18 protein-coding genes and 1 pseudogene are annotated in these 14,415 nt (G+C 42.6%); 8 read left to right on the plus strand and 11 right to left on the minus strand.

The genetic code is table 11. The features are described 5' to 3' along the window. Window positions 1-3 precede the first annotated feature (3 nt). The 3 genes and pseudogenes from cysT to BUA59_RS24110 form a co-directional block, all read right to left on the minus strand. Window positions 4-864, minus strand: a complete 861-nt coding sequence (cysT, locus tag BUA59_RS06295; RefSeq protein WP_072838869.1) for a sulfate/thiosulfate ABC transporter permease CysT — start codon at window positions 862-864, stop codon at window positions 4-6. A gap of 138 nt (window positions 865-1,002) precedes the next feature. After that, a complete protein-coding gene (cysP, locus tag BUA59_RS06300) occupies window positions 1,003-2,016 on the minus strand; it encodes a thiosulfate ABC transporter substrate-binding protein CysP (protein WP_072838870.1) in 1,014 nt (337 codons plus the stop codon). A 160-nt stretch (window positions 2,017-2,176) separates the two neighbouring features. Beyond that, window positions 2,177-2,713, minus strand: a pseudogene (locus BUA59_RS24110) (LysR substrate-binding domain-containing protein). Window positions 2,714-2,886: 173 nt separating this feature from the next. Here BUA59_RS24110 and BUA59_RS06315 point away from each other — a divergent pair. Beyond that, complete coding sequence (locus tag BUA59_RS06315; protein ID WP_072838872.1) at window positions 2,887-3,111, plus strand: FeoA family protein; 225 nt, start codon at window positions 2,887-2,889, stop codon at window positions 3,109-3,111. Between the two features lie 31 nt (window positions 3,112-3,142). Beyond that, on the plus strand, window positions 3,143-5,224 hold the full coding sequence (gene feoB / locus BUA59_RS06320; protein WP_072838873.1) for a ferrous iron transport protein B: 2,082 nt from the start codon (window positions 3,143-3,145) through the stop codon (window positions 5,222-5,224). Window positions 5,225-5,264: 40 nt separating this feature from the next. Here feoB and BUA59_RS06325 read toward each other — a convergent pair whose 3' ends face one another. The 4 genes from BUA59_RS06325 to nadS all read right to left on the minus strand — a co-directional run bounded on the left by BUA59_RS06325 (window position 5,265) and on the right by nadS (window position 7,232). After that, entirely contained in the window at window positions 5,265-6,056 is a 792-nt protein-coding gene (locus BUA59_RS06325; RefSeq protein WP_072838874.1) for a GGDEF domain-containing protein, read from the minus strand. A gap of 123 nt (window positions 6,057-6,179) precedes the next feature. Then, complete coding sequence (locus BUA59_RS06330; RefSeq protein WP_072838875.1) at window positions 6,180-6,491, minus strand: cupin domain-containing protein; 312 nt, start codon at window positions 6,489-6,491, stop codon at window positions 6,180-6,182. Between the two features lie 182 nt (window positions 6,492-6,673). Further along, window positions 6,674-6,871, minus strand: a complete 198-nt coding sequence (locus tag BUA59_RS06335) for a YhfG family protein (protein WP_072838876.1) — start codon at window positions 6,869-6,871, stop codon at window positions 6,674-6,676. A gap of 76 nt (window positions 6,872-6,947) precedes the next feature. Continuing rightward, window positions 6,948-7,232, minus strand: a complete 285-nt coding sequence (gene nadS, locus BUA59_RS06340) for a NadS family protein (protein WP_072838877.1) — start codon at window positions 7,230-7,232, stop codon at window positions 6,948-6,950. Between the two features lie 177 nt (window positions 7,233-7,409). On the opposite strand from nadS, the gene BUA59_RS06345 reads away from it, so the two are divergent. Then, window positions 7,410-8,867: a hypothetical protein gene (locus tag BUA59_RS06345; RefSeq protein ID WP_072838878.1), complete on the plus strand. Its 1,458-nt coding sequence runs from the start codon at window positions 7,410-7,412 to the stop codon at window positions 8,865-8,867. A gap of 10 nt (window positions 8,868-8,877) precedes the next feature. Here the strand turns inward: BUA59_RS06345 and BUA59_RS06350 are convergent, their stop codons facing one another. Both BUA59_RS06350 and BUA59_RS06355 read right to left on the minus strand, forming a co-directional pair. Further along, a complete protein-coding gene (locus BUA59_RS06350; protein ID WP_072838879.1) occupies window positions 8,878-9,165 on the minus strand; it encodes a type II toxin-antitoxin system RelE/ParE family toxin in 288 nt (95 codons plus the stop codon). Next, window positions 9,162-9,443 carry a type II toxin-antitoxin system Phd/YefM family antitoxin gene (locus tag BUA59_RS06355; RefSeq protein ID WP_072838880.1) on the minus strand — a complete coding sequence of 94 codons (282 nt, stop codon included), beginning with the start codon at window positions 9,441-9,443 and terminating at the stop codon, window positions 9,162-9,164. The genes BUA59_RS06350 and BUA59_RS06355 overlap by 4 nt, the downstream gene beginning before the upstream one ends. Window positions 9,444-9,620: 177 nt before the next feature. Here BUA59_RS06355 and BUA59_RS06360 point away from each other — a divergent pair, with 177 nt between their 5' ends. The 4 genes from BUA59_RS06360 to dhiA all read left to right on the plus strand — a co-directional run bounded on the left by BUA59_RS06360 (window position 9,621) and on the right by dhiA (window position 12,649). After that, window positions 9,621-9,851 carry a Trp family transcriptional regulator gene (locus BUA59_RS06360; protein ID WP_072838881.1) on the plus strand — a complete coding sequence of 77 codons (231 nt, stop codon included), beginning with the start codon at window positions 9,621-9,623 and terminating at the stop codon, window positions 9,849-9,851. Beyond that, window positions 9,848-11,263: an anthranilate synthase component I family protein gene (locus BUA59_RS06365; RefSeq protein ID WP_072838882.1), complete on the plus strand. Its 1,416-nt coding sequence runs from the start codon at window positions 9,848-9,850 to the stop codon at window positions 11,261-11,263. The genes BUA59_RS06360 and BUA59_RS06365 overlap by 4 nt, the downstream gene beginning before the upstream one ends. A gap of 7 nt (window positions 11,264-11,270) precedes the next feature. Continuing rightward, window positions 11,271-11,933, plus strand: a complete 663-nt coding sequence (locus tag BUA59_RS06370) for an anthranilate synthase component II (protein WP_072838883.1) — start codon at window positions 11,271-11,273, stop codon at window positions 11,931-11,933. Between the two features lie 194 nt (window positions 11,934-12,127). Continuing rightward, the gene (gene dhiA, locus BUA59_RS06375) at window positions 12,128-12,649 is read left to right on the plus strand and encodes a type II toxin-antitoxin system antitoxin DhiA (RefSeq protein WP_281251012.1); all 522 of its coding nucleotides are present in this window, start codon (window positions 12,128-12,130) and stop codon (window positions 12,647-12,649) included. Here dhiA and BUA59_RS23815 read toward each other — a convergent pair. After that, window positions 12,646-12,873: a hypothetical protein gene (locus tag BUA59_RS23815; RefSeq protein ID WP_072838885.1), complete on the minus strand. Its 228-nt coding sequence runs from the start codon at window positions 12,871-12,873 to the stop codon at window positions 12,646-12,648. The genes dhiA and BUA59_RS23815 overlap by 4 nt on opposite strands. A gap of 216 nt (window positions 12,874-13,089) precedes the next feature. Here BUA59_RS23815 and BUA59_RS06385 point away from each other — a divergent pair, with 216 nt between their 5' ends. Continuing rightward, window positions 13,090-13,602, plus strand: coding sequence for a ferritin-like domain-containing protein (locus tag BUA59_RS06385; protein WP_072838886.1), 513 nt, complete (start codon window positions 13,090-13,092; stop codon window positions 13,600-13,602). On the opposite strand, the gene BUA59_RS06390 is transcribed toward BUA59_RS06385, so the two are convergent. After that, window positions 13,599-14,339, minus strand: coding sequence for an ElyC/SanA/YdcF family protein (locus tag BUA59_RS06390; RefSeq protein WP_245813102.1), 741 nt, complete (start codon window positions 14,337-14,339; stop codon window positions 13,599-13,601). The two genes, BUA59_RS06385 and BUA59_RS06390, sit on opposite strands and share 4 nt — an antisense overlap. Between the last annotated feature and the right edge of the window lie 76 nt (window positions 14,340-14,415).

Below are 14,415 nucleotides of genomic sequence, written 5' to 3' on the forward strand. Positions count from 1 at the left end.
TTCCTAACTGCGTCCATGAAGGCGACGTAAATAACGCGCCTGCCAGATGTTAATGGCGAACAAGAGGATCAGCGACGCCATCAGCACAACAGACGCAATGGCGCTGGCGGCAGGGAAATCGAATTCTTGTAAGCTAACGAATATCATCAAGGACGTAATTTCGCTGACGTAAGGCATGTTACCCGCGATGAAGATCACCGCGCCAAATTCGCCTAAACTACGAGTGAATGACAAGGCAATCCCCGTCATCAATGCTGGCCACAAGGCAGGGAAAATAACCCGACGAAAGACTGACCAATCGGAAGCGCCTAACGTCATACCGGCTTCTTCCTCTTCAGGCGATAACTCTTCCAATACTGGCTGAACGGTTCTGACCACAAAAGGAATGCTGGTAAATGCCATGGCAAGCACGATCCCCCAAGGCGTGTAAGCTACCTTAAGCCCTAGGCTTTCTAGTATTTCACCGTACCAACCATTTTGAGCATATAAGGTCGCCAATGTGATACCTGCAACCGCGGTTGGTAAAGCAAAGGGCAAATCCACTAACGCGTCTAAAATACGGCGTCCGGGGAATTCATAACGCACTAATACCCAAGCGAGTAAAAGACCAAAAAAGCCATTAAAGATAGAGGCTATTAAAGCTGCCCACAGAGTCACTTTGTAACTGGCAACCACACGTTCGTCGCTGATTACCTGCCAATATCTGTCCCAGCCCATGTCGACGGATTGCATGACCAATCCGCTCATTGGGAGTAACAGAATCAAGCTGATAAACAGCAGGGAGGTTCCCAAGCTTAAACTGAGTCCGGGCAAGACTCGCTTATGACGAGGTCTGGTATCGGCCGCGCTTAAATGTGTTGCCATGTATTTGCCTGTATTTTAATAAAATTGTTTCAATGAGCGTTTTGTAGTGAGCACCAACATCAAACAATAAACTTATTGCTCAGAGACAGAAAAGCCGGACACGCAAGCGAATCCGGCTAGTTGTTATCTATTCTGATATTAGCGACGCTGAAGTTGGTCTAGTTTACCACCATTTGTGAATATTTCTTTAGTTGCTTGTGGCCAACCACCTGCAATATTTTCTACTGTTAATAAGTCTACTTCTGGGAACTTATCAGCGAATTCTTTTTTCACAACATCGTTGTGTACGCGGTAGTTAAAACCTGCCAATAAACGCTGAGATTCTTCGCTGTACAAGTAGCTTAGGTATTCACGAGAAACTTCCTCTGTACCGTTTTTCTTCGCGTTTTTCTCAACGACGGCTACTGGGAATTCCGCCAATATAGAGGTTTTTGGTACAACCACTTCGTAGTTGTCTGCGCCGTATTGGTTACGAATATTGTTTACTTCAGATTCAAACGTAATCAACACATCACCGATTCCACGTTCAACGAAAGTTGTGGTCGCACCACGGCCGCCCGTATCAAACACAGAGACGTTTTTCAGGAAAGTGCCAAGGAAATCGTCGATCTTAGTTTCGTTGTCTTTACCAAAGGTTTTTTGTGCATAACCGTAAGCTGCTAGGAAAGTGTAACGACCGTTGCCTGATGTTTTAGGGTTTGGGAACACCAATGCCACATCATTTCCCGCTAAATCGCCCCAGCTTTTGATATTTTTTGGATTGCCTTTACGCACAAGGAAGGCAATCGTCGAGTAGTAAGGTGAGCTGGCATTTGGAAATTCGTTTTTCCAATCTGCTGGGATCATCTTGCCTTTGTCATGCAAAACTTGAACATCGGTTACTTGGTTAAAGGTTACAACGTCCGCTGACAAGCCATTCATGATGGCATTGGCTTGTTTTGAAGATCCTGCATGAGACTGTTTGATCTCAATAGTTTTGCCAGTTTTTTCTAACCAATGTTTTTCAAATGTTGGGTTGTAAGTGGCGAACAGCTCACGAGCGATATCGTAAGATGTGTTAAGGATAGTTTGATCTGCGGCCGACGCTTGAACGGCTCCGCTCAACAATAATGTACCAATAATAGATTTTAAAAAGCGTGGCTTAGATTTCATAGTGACCTCATCTGGGAAGCTTAATATTTCATTAAGTGAGAGATTACTTAAAAGATTTAGTTATTACAATGACTGTAAATAAACTTTTTTGGAATATGCATAAGGTTTTTTTCAAACCAGATATTTTTCAATAACTTGACCAAAATCGCTGTGACTTTTATTACGTTGCTAGAGTTATTGATTGCAGCCAATCCATAAGGACAGTCAGGCGTTTGGTTGGTTGTCTACGTGATGAATAGAGCAAAGATACTGGCATTGGCTCGGCTTCAAATTGAGGTAGGACAGAAATCAGTAGGCCTTTTTTGATGAGGTTTTTTGCGCCAATAGCGGGGATTTGGGCAATTCCAAGCCCTGCTAAACAAGCATTTTAATAAGCATCTGTGCCATTAACCGCTAGGCTACTTTGCATGGATTGTTGTTTTACCTTGTCGCCTTCTAGGTATTCAAATTGTGCGTCGAGATTACCTAGCGAATGGGAATACTCGATCAGCTTATGATTCGCTAGCTCTTCGATTGTTTGCGGAATGCCAAATTGTTCCGCATAACTGGGTGAGACGCAGTTGAGGCTTCGGTATTGCGTTAAAGGTCGAGCGATGAGACTGCTATCGTCGAGGTTACCCACTCGAATCACGCAATCAATGCCTTCTTTAATCATATCTATTTGATAATCCGCGCTGCTTATTTTTCTACTCTTCAACAGCTCTCTTCGTGAGGGCTTTCATCTTTTTTATGCCTTTCTAGATTTAGACTTTTTTGTTTGTGTTTACCGAATCGTTACATTTTTGTTCTGGTGACTTTCTACCTGTGTGAGCCATAATATGAGCACAATTTTATTTGATAATTATTATCACGTTTGTTCTTGGAGAGATAATGCTTCTATCACAGTTACCGAAAGGTACGGTTGCTGAAATCCATTCTGTTGCTCATCCACAAGAAGACATGCAACGCCAGCTTTTAGCATTAGGTTTTGACCCCGGTGAAACTGTGCAGTTGATGACAAAAGCACCATTTGGCCATTCTTTGCAAATAAAGGTCGGCTCTACTTTGGTCGCCATTCATTCTGAAGACGCAAGCTATATTCACCTCTGCGATTAGTATTTAGCTTCAACAAGAGATCACCACAAGCATGACATTCCACATCACTTTAGTCGGTAATCCAAATACAGGGAAAACGACTTTATTTAATAAGCTGGCAGGAACTCGGCAAAAAGTAGGTAATTGGGCCGGCGTTACAGTGGATTGTAAGACAGGTTTTTTTACTAGCTCGGATCAACGTGTCGACATGACTGACCTGCCGGGTATTTACAGTTTGAACAATCAGACTGGCGGCATGGATGAAGTCATCGCGCGACGTTTTTTAACCGAGAGCGATTACGACGTTATTGTCAATGTGGTGGATGCTACCAACTTAAAACGTAATCTCAAATTGACGCAAGAACTTGTCGCGCTGGGTCGTCCAATGTTGATCGTTCTCACCATGACCGATTTGGCTCGCAAGCTGAATGTTATGCCGAATCTAGAGATATTATCGAAGAATATCGGCGTGCCAGTAGTTGATGGTCTTCAGTTGTCAGTAACTGATTTACAAAGCCAACTATTAGCACATTTTCATGCTTTGCCAACGGATCGTGAATTGGCCCTGCAACGAAGCCTCAGTGATGAGTATTCCGATTCTTTAAGCGTTCCGAGTGTGGCAGTTTGGTTGTCTAACGTGACAAAAGGACGTGCGCAGGCGAAAAATTTCACTGACAGAATAGATCAAATCGTGCTGCATCCTTGGTTTGGTATTCCGATCTTTTTGTTTGCCATGTACGCCATGTTTGCGGTGGCTATTGGTGTTGGCACCTTATTTATCGATCCTATCGATATGTTTGCAGGCTATTGGTTTGTGACCTTTCCAAGCTACTGGCTAGCGCAGTTAGGCATTCCTCAGTGGATCATTGTCATACTTGCCAATGGCTTAGGCGGTGGTATTCAGCTGGTGGCGAGTTTTATCCCTGTCATTGGCTTCCTCTATTTATGTTTAAGTATCTTGGAAGACAGCGGATACATGGCGCGAGCGGCGTTTATTGTTGATCGTATTATGTCGTCGATTGGTCTGCCCGGTCAGGCGTTTATTCCGTTGCTATTAGGTTTTGGCTGTAATGTGCCGTCTATTATGGCGACGCGAAGTTTGACCAATGTTCGACAACGGATGTTGACTATGGCGATGGCGCCTTTTATGTCTTGTGGTGCGCGTTTGGCTGTGTACGTGATGTTTGTGTCGGTGTTTTTCCGCGAGTACGGTGGACTGCTGGTGTTCGGTTTATATTTGTTTGGCATCATCATGGCCGTTGGCACGGCGTGGATTTTCAGAAAACAACTGTTTCGCAATACGCGCGTTAGCGTCTTGATGGAAATGCCCCATTACCATCGTCCGCGTTGGAGCAACGTCGGCTTGTCCAGCTGGCATAAAGTGCGCAGCTTTATTCTGCGTGCTGGCAAGACCATAGTGCTTGTTTCAGCGATTCTAACCATTTTAAATTCAGTACCATCTTGGCGCGCCGCAGACGAAAGTGGCAAGCCTTCCGCCTTGGCTGAAATCGGTCAAGTCATAACGCCTGTGTTTTCACCGATTGGTATGGGCGATGACAATTGGCCAGCGGCCGTTGGTGTGTTTACTGGTATCTTAGCGAAAGAAGCCGTCGTCGGCACCATGGATGCTTTGTATTCGAATGCCGCAAATGAGCCGAGCAACATTGAATACGAATCTCCAATAAGCAATATCGTCGGCGCTGTGACATTATTGGGTAGTAATCTTGCGGGCATTGTAACGACATTAACCGATCCACTAGGTTTGACCAGTGTCAGCGAAGCCAAAGGCCAAGTTATGACGCCGGGTCATCGCAACATGGTGTCTTTATTTGAAGGTTGGAAAGGCGCGTTTTCGTATCTGGTCTTTGTGCTGCTTTATACACCTTGTGCTGCGACTATTGGCGCCTTGGTAAAAGAAGGCGGCATACTGTGGTCTAGCGTAGTGGTTGCATGGAGTACCACGGTAGCCTATGTTGCTGCGGTATTCAGCTTTCAGCTATTAACTTTTGGTGATCATCCGGTTCGTTCGTTGGTTACGATTGGCATTGCAGCCGCTTTTTTAATCCTCTTTATTATTGGATTAAAAGTCTGGGTGAAACCGAGGATAGAAAGCAACATCATCGCTGTTGGATGATTTGATTACTGCTTAAGATAGAGCTTGCCCAATAAAGAGCTTAGGTATTAGTGAGGCTGGGTGTGAAGACAACCGCGCAGCTTTTTCCTGCTTGCTTGGCAAAGTACATTGCTGTGTCGGCGTCTTTAATAGCAGTTTCTGTATCTAGTTTTTCAAACCCTAATATGCGGATACCAATGCTCGCGCCCACATGAAGTCGCTTGTTTTTAAACTCTATGGGCTGCTTGATGATGTGGCAAAGTTTGTTGGCGACCTGCATAGCAGAGGCACGTGAAATTTGTTCCTGATTGTCTAAGTTGGTCAGCAGAACCATAAACTCATCGCCACCTAAACGCCCAGCACTGTCTTCTGTACGAACATTATCATTTAAGCGCCGTGCGATTTCGATAAGTACTGCGTCCCCCGCAGCATGTCCTTCAATATCATTGATTACTTTAAAACCATCTAAATCAATAATTAACACAGCCCCAGATGCTCCGTGACGCTGTGTCTGCGCGATTAATTTTTCTAAAAACAAAGATAAACCACGTCGATTGGCTAATTGCGTGAGAGGATCGGTATGAGCAAGGTGATGGATCTGCGTAATAGCTTGATCGCGAGCCAGAGTAAAAGGGCGTATTACCCAGCAATAAATACACGGTGTAGATAGCATCGATAATAACAAAATATCCAGAAACGCTAACCAATAAAGGCCAATATCTACCTTTAGTATGCCTAGCGCTAGCATGATGACAAATTCCCACACCATAATAATCGCAGCAATACGAACGATCACCTGAGTAGTACTAAGGGAAGGGTATGCACTGTAATCAGAAGGTGGTGGAAAATTCATGAGCGAGCATCATATAAAATTTATTAATCCACAGTAATTGAATCTATTGTCTAAATCAGTGGCTCTTCTGTAAGAAAATGTGAAAATAAACAACAAGATAGTGAAGTAAATAAACGCATGACTTTAAACGCTGCCTTCTTTTTCGATTACTAAAATACGGGCTTCATCAATCGGGTGTGCAACATGTTCTGTGCCAATTGCCGCGAAGAAAATATCGCCTACCGTCATCAGTTGAATATGCTCTTTGCCATCGATTCGATAATGCATATTCACCTTACCATCTAACACCACAAACACTTCTTCTCCATCATTGATGTGCCATTTATACGGCTGATCTGTCCAATGCAAGCGTGTCGTCACACCGTTCATATTAGCAATGTCCAACGCGCCCCAAGCGCGATCTGCAGTGAAGTCTTTGGCTTTGATGAATATCATGGTTTGATTCCTAAATAATAGAGATAACACGACGTTAGAAGGTCATAGCATTGAAGACAAGGCGTCGATATTACTTAGGTTAAAATGACGGTAATAAAAGTCAAACTACGGGCTGAGTGCGGTAAAGTGTTTGATGCTGAGGATTGATGATAATGTTGATACGAGATCGTTTTTAAAACGATCTACGGGCTATTCTTTGCAGCGGAATACTTTTCTAAGATTTCTTCTTTCTTTGCTTTTCTTTCTGATGCGCTAAGAGAAAGTAAGGATTTGTCTACAGAATATCCCTCTAAACGCATGCTTTCAACGAAGTTGTCGCCTTTTTTGCTTGAGTAGGCTTGCTGTTTAGAAGTCAATGATAGCGTTGGCTTGTGTCTCATTTTGATTCCTTTAGCGAGTGTGCTGATTCAGTATAGCCAAGTCTATTAAAGGCTTCTATTCCTAATCTTGGTTTAGTCAGTGTTCAGATAACTCTTGATAAAAGCTTGGATTATCTTGAATCGTTGCCAGCACTTTAGCCGCCAAACCTGTTGGGTTACGGCGTCGACTTTCCCAGCTTTTAATCGTATCTACGCTGGTGCCAAGTGCTTTGGCAAATTCAGCCTGAGATACTTGAAGACTATCACGAATAGACTTCACATCAGCGATCTCAAAGCGAGTAATACGAGAGGCTTCTTTTCGGCCATGGTGGATTTCTACTGCTTCTTCTAGAGAAGATTTTAATTCGTTGAAAAGAGTCATAGGGTTTCTCTAAGTAAACTTTAATAGTGTACATAGTACTCCTTCGTTTCTGTTTTCCAAGTCTGAAAATTAGATAAGTCGATTTTGCATGGTTAAAAAGGTCAGTATGAATTGCCTGAACGCGCTATTAGGCGCTACTCTTGTTTCACTTTCATTTATTCACAAGGACGTAACAGAGTGCTCACCTCTTTCATTCGTTTTGCTTTTATCAGTTTTCTATTTTCCTCAGCGGCTGTCTTCTCGGCAGGTAATGTATCCAACTCAACAGAGCCAAGTGCTCCACAAATTTCGCCGCAATCTACATCGAATACTCAAATTCCTGAATGGTTTTATCGAGAACTCTCGTCAATTCGCAAAGACGTCAGCGTGCTTGATGCAACGGGCGCATCGAAAGAGCAAATCCAAGAATTGAAAGAACGGATTGGGAAGGTAGAAGTGCGGCTTGAAGAGTCTCAATTGAGGGTTGATGGGAAGCTAAGTGAACAGAGTGGGCGGATTGGAGATATTCATTCATTTATTAGTCAAATGGGCTGGTTAATTGGAATAGTGATCACTATTGTTACTGGTTTAGCAGCCTTCTTTAATATAACTGCTAGAAGTGCAGCGGTAAATGGGGCTAAAGAGGCAGCGAATGAAAAGTTGGTTGAGTGGACACAAGAAAAAGAAGCAGAACTAACTGAAAAGTTTGGTCACAAGTTAACGGAACTTAGTGATCGTCATGAAAAAGAGTTCCAGAAGATTCGTGACGATGCAGTGATTCAATCGGCTGAGACTGATATAAATAGAGCGTTAGCCTTAGCAAAAGACAGGTCTGAAGAAGCTATTCCTATATTTGATAGTGTAATTAAAAAATTTAACTCAAGTGATTTAGTAGAGCATCAACGGTTAGTTGTTGATGCTCTTTATGGTAAGTCTTTTGCCTTAGATAAGCCTGGTTTTTATAAAGAGCAGATTAGTTTGTTTGATGAAATCGTTGAAAACTTTAATGGAGTTGAAGACAGAAAAATTCAAAATAGAATATCTAATGTTCTATTTAATAAAGGGGTTATTTTAGGTGCTCAAAGTCGTCCAATCGAAGCCGTTGATGTGTATAAGACTTTGATCGAAAGGTTTCAGAATAGTAAAGATGAGAGGATTAAAAATAGAGTCATGAAAGCCATGGTAAATATGAAAATTAAACTGGCTTTAATTGGTGACATTGAAAATAAAATCAGGGCTTATGAAGATGTTGTTAATAGATTAACTGGAAGTGAAGATCCTGATGTTCAGGAACAACTTATAAACGCGCTGTTAAACAAAGCAAAGCTTACTCTGGTTTTGCAAAAGAAGGGGGTAGCTAAAGGAGCTATTGAAGAAGGTATTGTATTTATGAAAGATGGCTTTAAAGAAAAACGAGCCATTATGGAAATACTTAACTTCATTATTGATGAATCGACAGTTAGTTATGTGCTCAGCAAGATTGCAGATATCCCTGAAAGCGAAACTATAGAATGGGGCTTTAACGAAATTCGTCCTGTTATTGAAAACTTAGAATTTCCTCGCAAAGAACAAGTCGAAGCCTTTGCGCGTTTCTTCGAAGAACATAAAGATAAGGCTAAGCTAAAAGAAGAGTTAGATCAGATTTCTAAACTCTAGTCGACTAGAGCTATAAATCATCTTCCGTAAGCATCTGTCGGCAGTTACGCACCGTTAATATTCGGATTTCGGTACTGATCATGTAGATGATTCGATAGTTACCAAAAATGAGTTCACGGAGGTTTGCTTTTTGGAGTTCTGGAACGAGTCGTCCCATTTCTGGTTGACTAGTTAGTAACTCTGTTTTATCGAATAGATCGTTTACCCATTTTTCTGCCGCATTAGGATTATCTAGAGCGATAAAATCGGCAGCATGCCCAAGCTTTTCTATAGCGAGAGGTGACCAACTAACTCTCATTTTTTTAAACGTCCTAAAATTTGTTTTCTTGCTTCTTGATTCGAGATGCCTAATCCTTCGGCAAACTGTGATTCAGCAGTGCGTATTTCTTCGAGTAATTCTATCTTTTCTTGCATGGCTTCGTATTCAGCAACATCAAGCACGACGGCGACACCTTTGCCACGTTGTGTAATGAGCAAAGGGCGACGAGTTTCGTTAATTTGTTTAATAAATGAAGTCACACCAGAACGAAATTCTGATAATGGTTGTATGTCTTGATCTAAATTTATGCGGCTCATACATAATCTCATTTGTACGTTTATTTGTACAAACTATAGGTCAATAGTCGCCTATTAACAATATGAAGTGTTTTTTGATTTGCCTAAACAATAATTCATTTCTATCTTGCTTCTCTTCTTTCAAATCTATATTGTACTAGTACATGAATACAAACCTCCTTGTGAGAGTCGAATCCTATGAAGGACTTGGTCCAGTTTTTAACCGAAGCCGGTGATGAAGCGGTGTTGGAGAAGCGCTTAAAAGTGCTACTGACACCGAATGAAATTAATGAAATGGTGAGCCGTTTGAAGATCATTGCCTTGTTAGACGAAGGCGTGCCGCAGCGAGACATTGCGAAACAATTAGGTGTGGGCATTGCCACTGTGACCCGTGGCTCCCGAGCATTGAAGGAATTAAAAGAGATATGAGTTCATATAATAAAAAGCCGCAGCGCATCACGCTGCCGCGTAAACCTAAGTATGTCACCATCAGTTCTGCTTGCGATTTTTTTGACTTGTTTAAGAAAGTCGAGAAGCGTTTTGATAACTGTTTTATGTTGGAATCCCTTGGTGAAGAAAGTTACATTTCTCGCCACTCGATTATTGGTTTTGATCCTGAAAAATTAATCTGGGCCGAAGGTAAGCAGCTGTTTATCCAAGAACGAGATGGCAGCACTGAGTCTTTCGAGTCTGATAACCCTTATTATTTGCTGCGCGATATCGTGCCGCAGAATATTTTATCGCGCGGTTATGCTGGTGGTTTAACGGGTTATATCGGTTATGACAGCATGAACTATTTTGAGCCGACGTTGGATCTGCAATCGAGCGAGATGTTCGATGCGTTTCGTTTTGGTTTGTACAAAGATGGTCTGATTCTGGACAAGATGACAGGCGAGGTTTTCTACTTCTATTACGACGACGATTCCACAGGGAATCGTGTGGATTTAGTGAACAGCATGATGGCGGAACCGACGCCTGAAAATGGCCCTTTTGTGGTTCGTCCTGCGGGCGAGTCTATGAGCAAAATCGATCACGCAGATGCCGTTGCTAAGGTGAAACAAGACATCATCGAAGGGAAGGTCTTCCAGTGTGAAGTGGGCTTTAAAAAATGGTTTGATCTAGAAGGCGACACTATCAATTTGTACGAGCAATTACGTGTGGTGAATCCATCCCCGCAAATGTATTACATTAAATTTGTTGAGCAAAAAGTCATTGGCGCTAGCCCTGAATCCTTGTTTCGCGTGCGCCAAGGGGAAATGGAAACCTTCCCATTAGCAGGCACGGCGAAACGTGGTAAAGACGCGGCAGAAGACACCGCCTTTGCCCGTGCTTTGTTGAACGATCCAAAAGAAATCGCCGAGCACAATATGATTGTCGATTTGCATCGTAACGACATTGGCCGAGTGGCGCGCTTCGGTACAGTGAAAGTACGTAGCTTGATGGACATTAAACGTTTTAGTCACGTTCAACACATTTCTAGCGAAATAGTTGGCATTATGGCGGAAGATCACGACATGTTCTCCGCTTTAGCGAGTAACTTCCCAGCTGGAACCCTGACGGGGGCGCCAAAAATCGAAGCGATGAAGATCATCGACGATTTGGAAAATGACGGTCGTGGTCCTTACGGCGGTGCGGTTGGTCAGTTCTCTTTCAATGGCGATTGTATGTTTGCGATTCCGATTCGTACCGTGTTTGCCAATGGCAACAAAGCCTATGTGCAAACCTGTGGCGGCAATGTGTATGACTCCAATGCCGAAGACGAATACGAAGAAATTCAACGCAAATTTGCCGGCACCAAACGTGTGTTAGACAGCTTCGCGCCAAAAGCGAATCAGGAGTAAGGGAAACATGAAAGTTTATATTATCGACAACTACGATTCCTTCACTTACAACCTGTATCAGTTTATTGGTGAAGTGTTAGAAACCGAGAAAAGCCGTGGTGAAATTGACGCGTTTGAGGTGATTGTTAAGCGTAACGATGAAGTGACGTTAGACGACATTCGTGCCGCCGCGCCAGACCGCATTATTATTTCCCCAGGACCAGGTTCGCCAGACGACAAAGTTTACTTTGGTGTGTGTGCTGACGTGATTTTGGAATTTGGCAAAACCATTCCATTGTTGGGCGTTTGCTTGGGCATGCAGGGGATTTGTCACGTATTCGGTGGCAAAGTGGTCAAAGCACCATTGCCAATGCACGGTAAAACCAGCCCGATTACTCACAACGGCGAAGGCATCTTCCACGACATTCCTGATCAACTAGAAGTCATGCGTTACCACTCGCTAATCGCCGAAGCAGAAAGCTTTCCTGACGTGTTGGAAGTCACAGCCTCAGTTGGTGATTTAAAAGACGCTGACTTCAAGGATATCGCGAAGATCCACCAAGGTGGGAAATTTGAATTGATGGGCGTTCGTCATAAAGAATACCCAATCCAAGGCATTCAATTTCATCCAGAATCCTTCGCAACAGAAGGCGGAAAAGACCTGATCAAAAACTTCTTGTTTCAGGTTTGATTAATTAGAAATTAAGTGCCTTTGAAATATTAAAAAGCAGTGTCCGGTAATGGGTGCTGCTTTTTTTGTGTTTATAAAATATTTGTCTCTTTTGAGAGACTAACCTATAGTTTTAGATATCAACTCGTGCAAATGTGGAATAAAGCTGTGAAAGGTGAGAACCCGGGGAAGTTGGAGGATTTATTTTAAAAATTATTGATGTAGATTGGGTTAAAGATCTCACCTTGGCTTTAACCTTTAGCGATGGTTTTGAAGGCGAAGCAGACTTGTCTGATTACTTTTCAAGACAGCCATTTGCTAACGTGAAAGATTTTAAACGCTTCGCTTTAACCTCTGACGGAGCATTGAATTGGAATGGCAATGAACTTACTGCGAGCATATTACGAGGCATCACAAAAGGTGTTTATCAGACATCAAACGTACGGTTTGATGTTGAACAAATGGAAGAAGTGATTAAACAGGCTTCATGGGACTCTATGAAAGAAGGTCGCCCAGACATTTTGCAAGCCGCTATTCGTTCCTATGTTGAGTTATTCGGACACAGTGTCGTGATTGCAAGAGCGGGGATTAAAAGCCGAACCAGTGCTTATCGATCTCTTAAACCTGAAACTAAGCCTAACTTTGCGACCTTGGTTCAACTCGCCCATGCGGTAATTGAAATTGCCAAAGAGAGAGTTGGGGAATCGTTGCGGAACTCGGTTACTGTTTCGCATTAATATATTGGCTTCGATAATTTCAGCTTATGAATGAAGGATAAGCAGTGCTCATAGGTGGGTGCTGTTTTTTTGAATTGAAGAGCATTAGCTTCTTCGTTCGACACAAATACAGCAAGGCCGTTTTCCATTCGATCGAAAGCGACGTTTACTTGCTGTGTTAACCAAGCATCATGAGATATTTGGTTACCTTTTTCATCAACTTCGTATGTAATTATAGAGTTCATTCTTTAGCCTTATAAGGTCCTTTGTCGTATAAATGCTAGTAGGAGACATGACGTATAACAACCAACTCTACTGAATCATTTTTCCATCCATTTAACGACCTATATCAATAAATTCTCTTCTATTGCTGGAGTAACTGATTATCTGTGCTTTAATTTATATATTAGTGTTTTCTAATGTTTTTTTGCACTGGTATTATTGCTTGATAGGAGAGCGAAATGAAGAGCGTTAAATTATGGTTGAGTGGTGTACTTGTCTCTTGGGTGATTGTTTGTTTTCCGTCTATTGCTGCGGCTGGAGGCTATGGTGCTGCTGGCGCACAGAATGAAGTAGATAAAGTGCTGACGTTGGAGTCCATGCTGAGCTATGCCTTGGAAGATGAATATTTAGCGCGAGGAGAATATCAAGAGGTGATTCGTACTTTTGGTGGACAGAAACCTTTTACTAATATCATTAAGGCCGAAGAAAGACACATTTCTTGGCTAGAGCCTTTGTTTGAGCGTTATGGTTTCGCCTTACCGGTGGATCGTGGCGTAGAAAGCGCGGTGATGCCTGCGAGTTATGCCGAAACATTCCCTGTCGGTGTCGCTGCAGAAGTCGCCAATATTGAAATGTATGAACGCTTTTTGAAGCAAGATTTACCAAGTGATGTGAGAGACGTGTTTGTTCGCTTACATGATGCTTCAGAGAATCATTTAGCTGCTTTCCAAAAGTGGCAAAATAAGTTTTAGCCTTTAATCCATTGCCAAGTACGTCCAAGCCATTCGTAAAATGCTCTTTGGCTTTTGTAGTTGGCAGTGGCGTCGATTTGCCAATCACTTTTTTCTGATCCTAAATACATCGCCGGTGCTGGAATGATATTTACGCCTGCTTTTTCGAAGAAGATAGACGCACGTTTTAGGTGTGACGCTTCGGTTACCAGCGCTGCTCGTTTTTCTTCTAGGTAAGGTTTCATCATATTGGCTTCCTCTTCTGTGTCTTTGGCGAGAGGAAAGGCTTTGATCCTGTCTGGTTGTATTCCTAATTCAATGGCAGCTCGGCGCATGACTTCTGCGTGGGGTTCTGTCATTTCACCAGAATAACCAGAAACAAATAATTGCGCGTTTGGGTTGGCTTTTAGAATACGCAAACCTTCTTCGAGTCGAAACAGTGCGCTGTTGCCTAGCGCCATGATCGTTGGTGTATTGCTAAGATCTTTATGGCCACTACCGAGGACGATAACGACATCAACAGGTTGCTTAGTATCAAATACTGGGAAGTCGTGTTCTACCGTCGCAATCAATGTATTTGCGACAGGGTTCCAGCTGGTTAATCCCAACATTAATATGCCGCATAACAAGAAAAATCGGGCGATTTTCGGCCATTTCTTCATCAGTAAAAACGCAAGGCACATAGCTACTAAGGTTAGAGGAATTGGCATCAGCATATAGCCGATGATTTTCTTGATGTAAAAAAGAACAATGCCCAAGGTGTTATATCTCTTTAATCGTGTCAGTTTAGAATGCAGCGATGATAAAGGAGTATGGTTTTGCCTTAAAGCTTAA

The organism is Marinomonas polaris DSM 16579 (genome assembly GCF_900129155.1).
Lineage (GTDB): Bacteria > Pseudomonadota > Gammaproteobacteria > Pseudomonadales > Marinomonadaceae > Marinomonas > Marinomonas polaris.

Bases quoted from the DNA above. Each gene is read 5' to 3' on its own strand.
- cysT (WP_072838869.1), bottom strand. From the start codon at position 864: ATGGCAACACATTTAAGCGCGGCCGATACCAGACCTCGTCATAAGCGA.
- cysP (WP_072838870.1), bottom strand. From the start codon at position 2,016: ATGAAATCTAAGCCACGCTTTTTAAAATCTATTATTGGTACATTATTG.
- BUA59_RS06315 (WP_072838872.1), top strand. From the start codon at position 2,887: ATGCTTCTATCACAGTTACCGAAAGGTACGGTTGCTGAAATCCATTCT.
- feoB (WP_072838873.1), top strand. From the start codon at position 3,143: ATGACATTCCACATCACTTTAGTCGGTAATCCAAATACAGGGAAAACG.
- BUA59_RS06325 (WP_072838874.1), bottom strand. From the start codon at position 6,056: ATGAATTTTCCACCACCTTCTGATTACAGTGCATACCCTTCCCTTAGT.
- BUA59_RS06330 (WP_072838875.1), bottom strand. From the start codon at position 6,491: ATGATATTCATCAAAGCCAAAGACTTCACTGCAGATCGCGCTTGGGGC.
- BUA59_RS06335 (WP_072838876.1), bottom strand. From the start codon at position 6,871: ATGAGACACAAGCCAACGCTATCATTGACTTCTAAACAGCAAGCCTAC.
- nadS (WP_072838877.1), bottom strand. From the start codon at position 7,232: ATGACTCTTTTCAACGAATTAAAATCTTCTCTAGAAGAAGCAGTAGAA.
- BUA59_RS06350 (WP_072838879.1), bottom strand. From the start codon at position 9,165: ATGAGAGTTAGTTGGTCACCTCTCGCTATAGAAAAGCTTGGGCATGCT.
- BUA59_RS06355 (WP_072838880.1), bottom strand. From the start codon at position 9,443: ATGAGCCGCATAAATTTAGATCAAGACATACAACCATTATCAGAATTT.
- BUA59_RS06360 (WP_072838881.1), top strand. From the start codon at position 9,621: ATGAAGGACTTGGTCCAGTTTTTAACCGAAGCCGGTGATGAAGCGGTG.
- BUA59_RS06365 (WP_072838882.1), top strand. From the start codon at position 9,848: ATGAGTTCATATAATAAAAAGCCGCAGCGCATCACGCTGCCGCGTAAA.
- BUA59_RS06370 (WP_072838883.1), top strand. From the start codon at position 11,271: ATGAAAGTTTATATTATCGACAACTACGATTCCTTCACTTACAACCTG.
- BUA59_RS23815 (WP_072838885.1), bottom strand. From the start codon at position 12,873: ATGAACTCTATAATTACATACGAAGTTGATGAAAAAGGTAACCAAATA.
- BUA59_RS06385 (WP_072838886.1), top strand. From the start codon at position 13,090: ATGAAGAGCGTTAAATTATGGTTGAGTGGTGTACTTGTCTCTTGGGTG.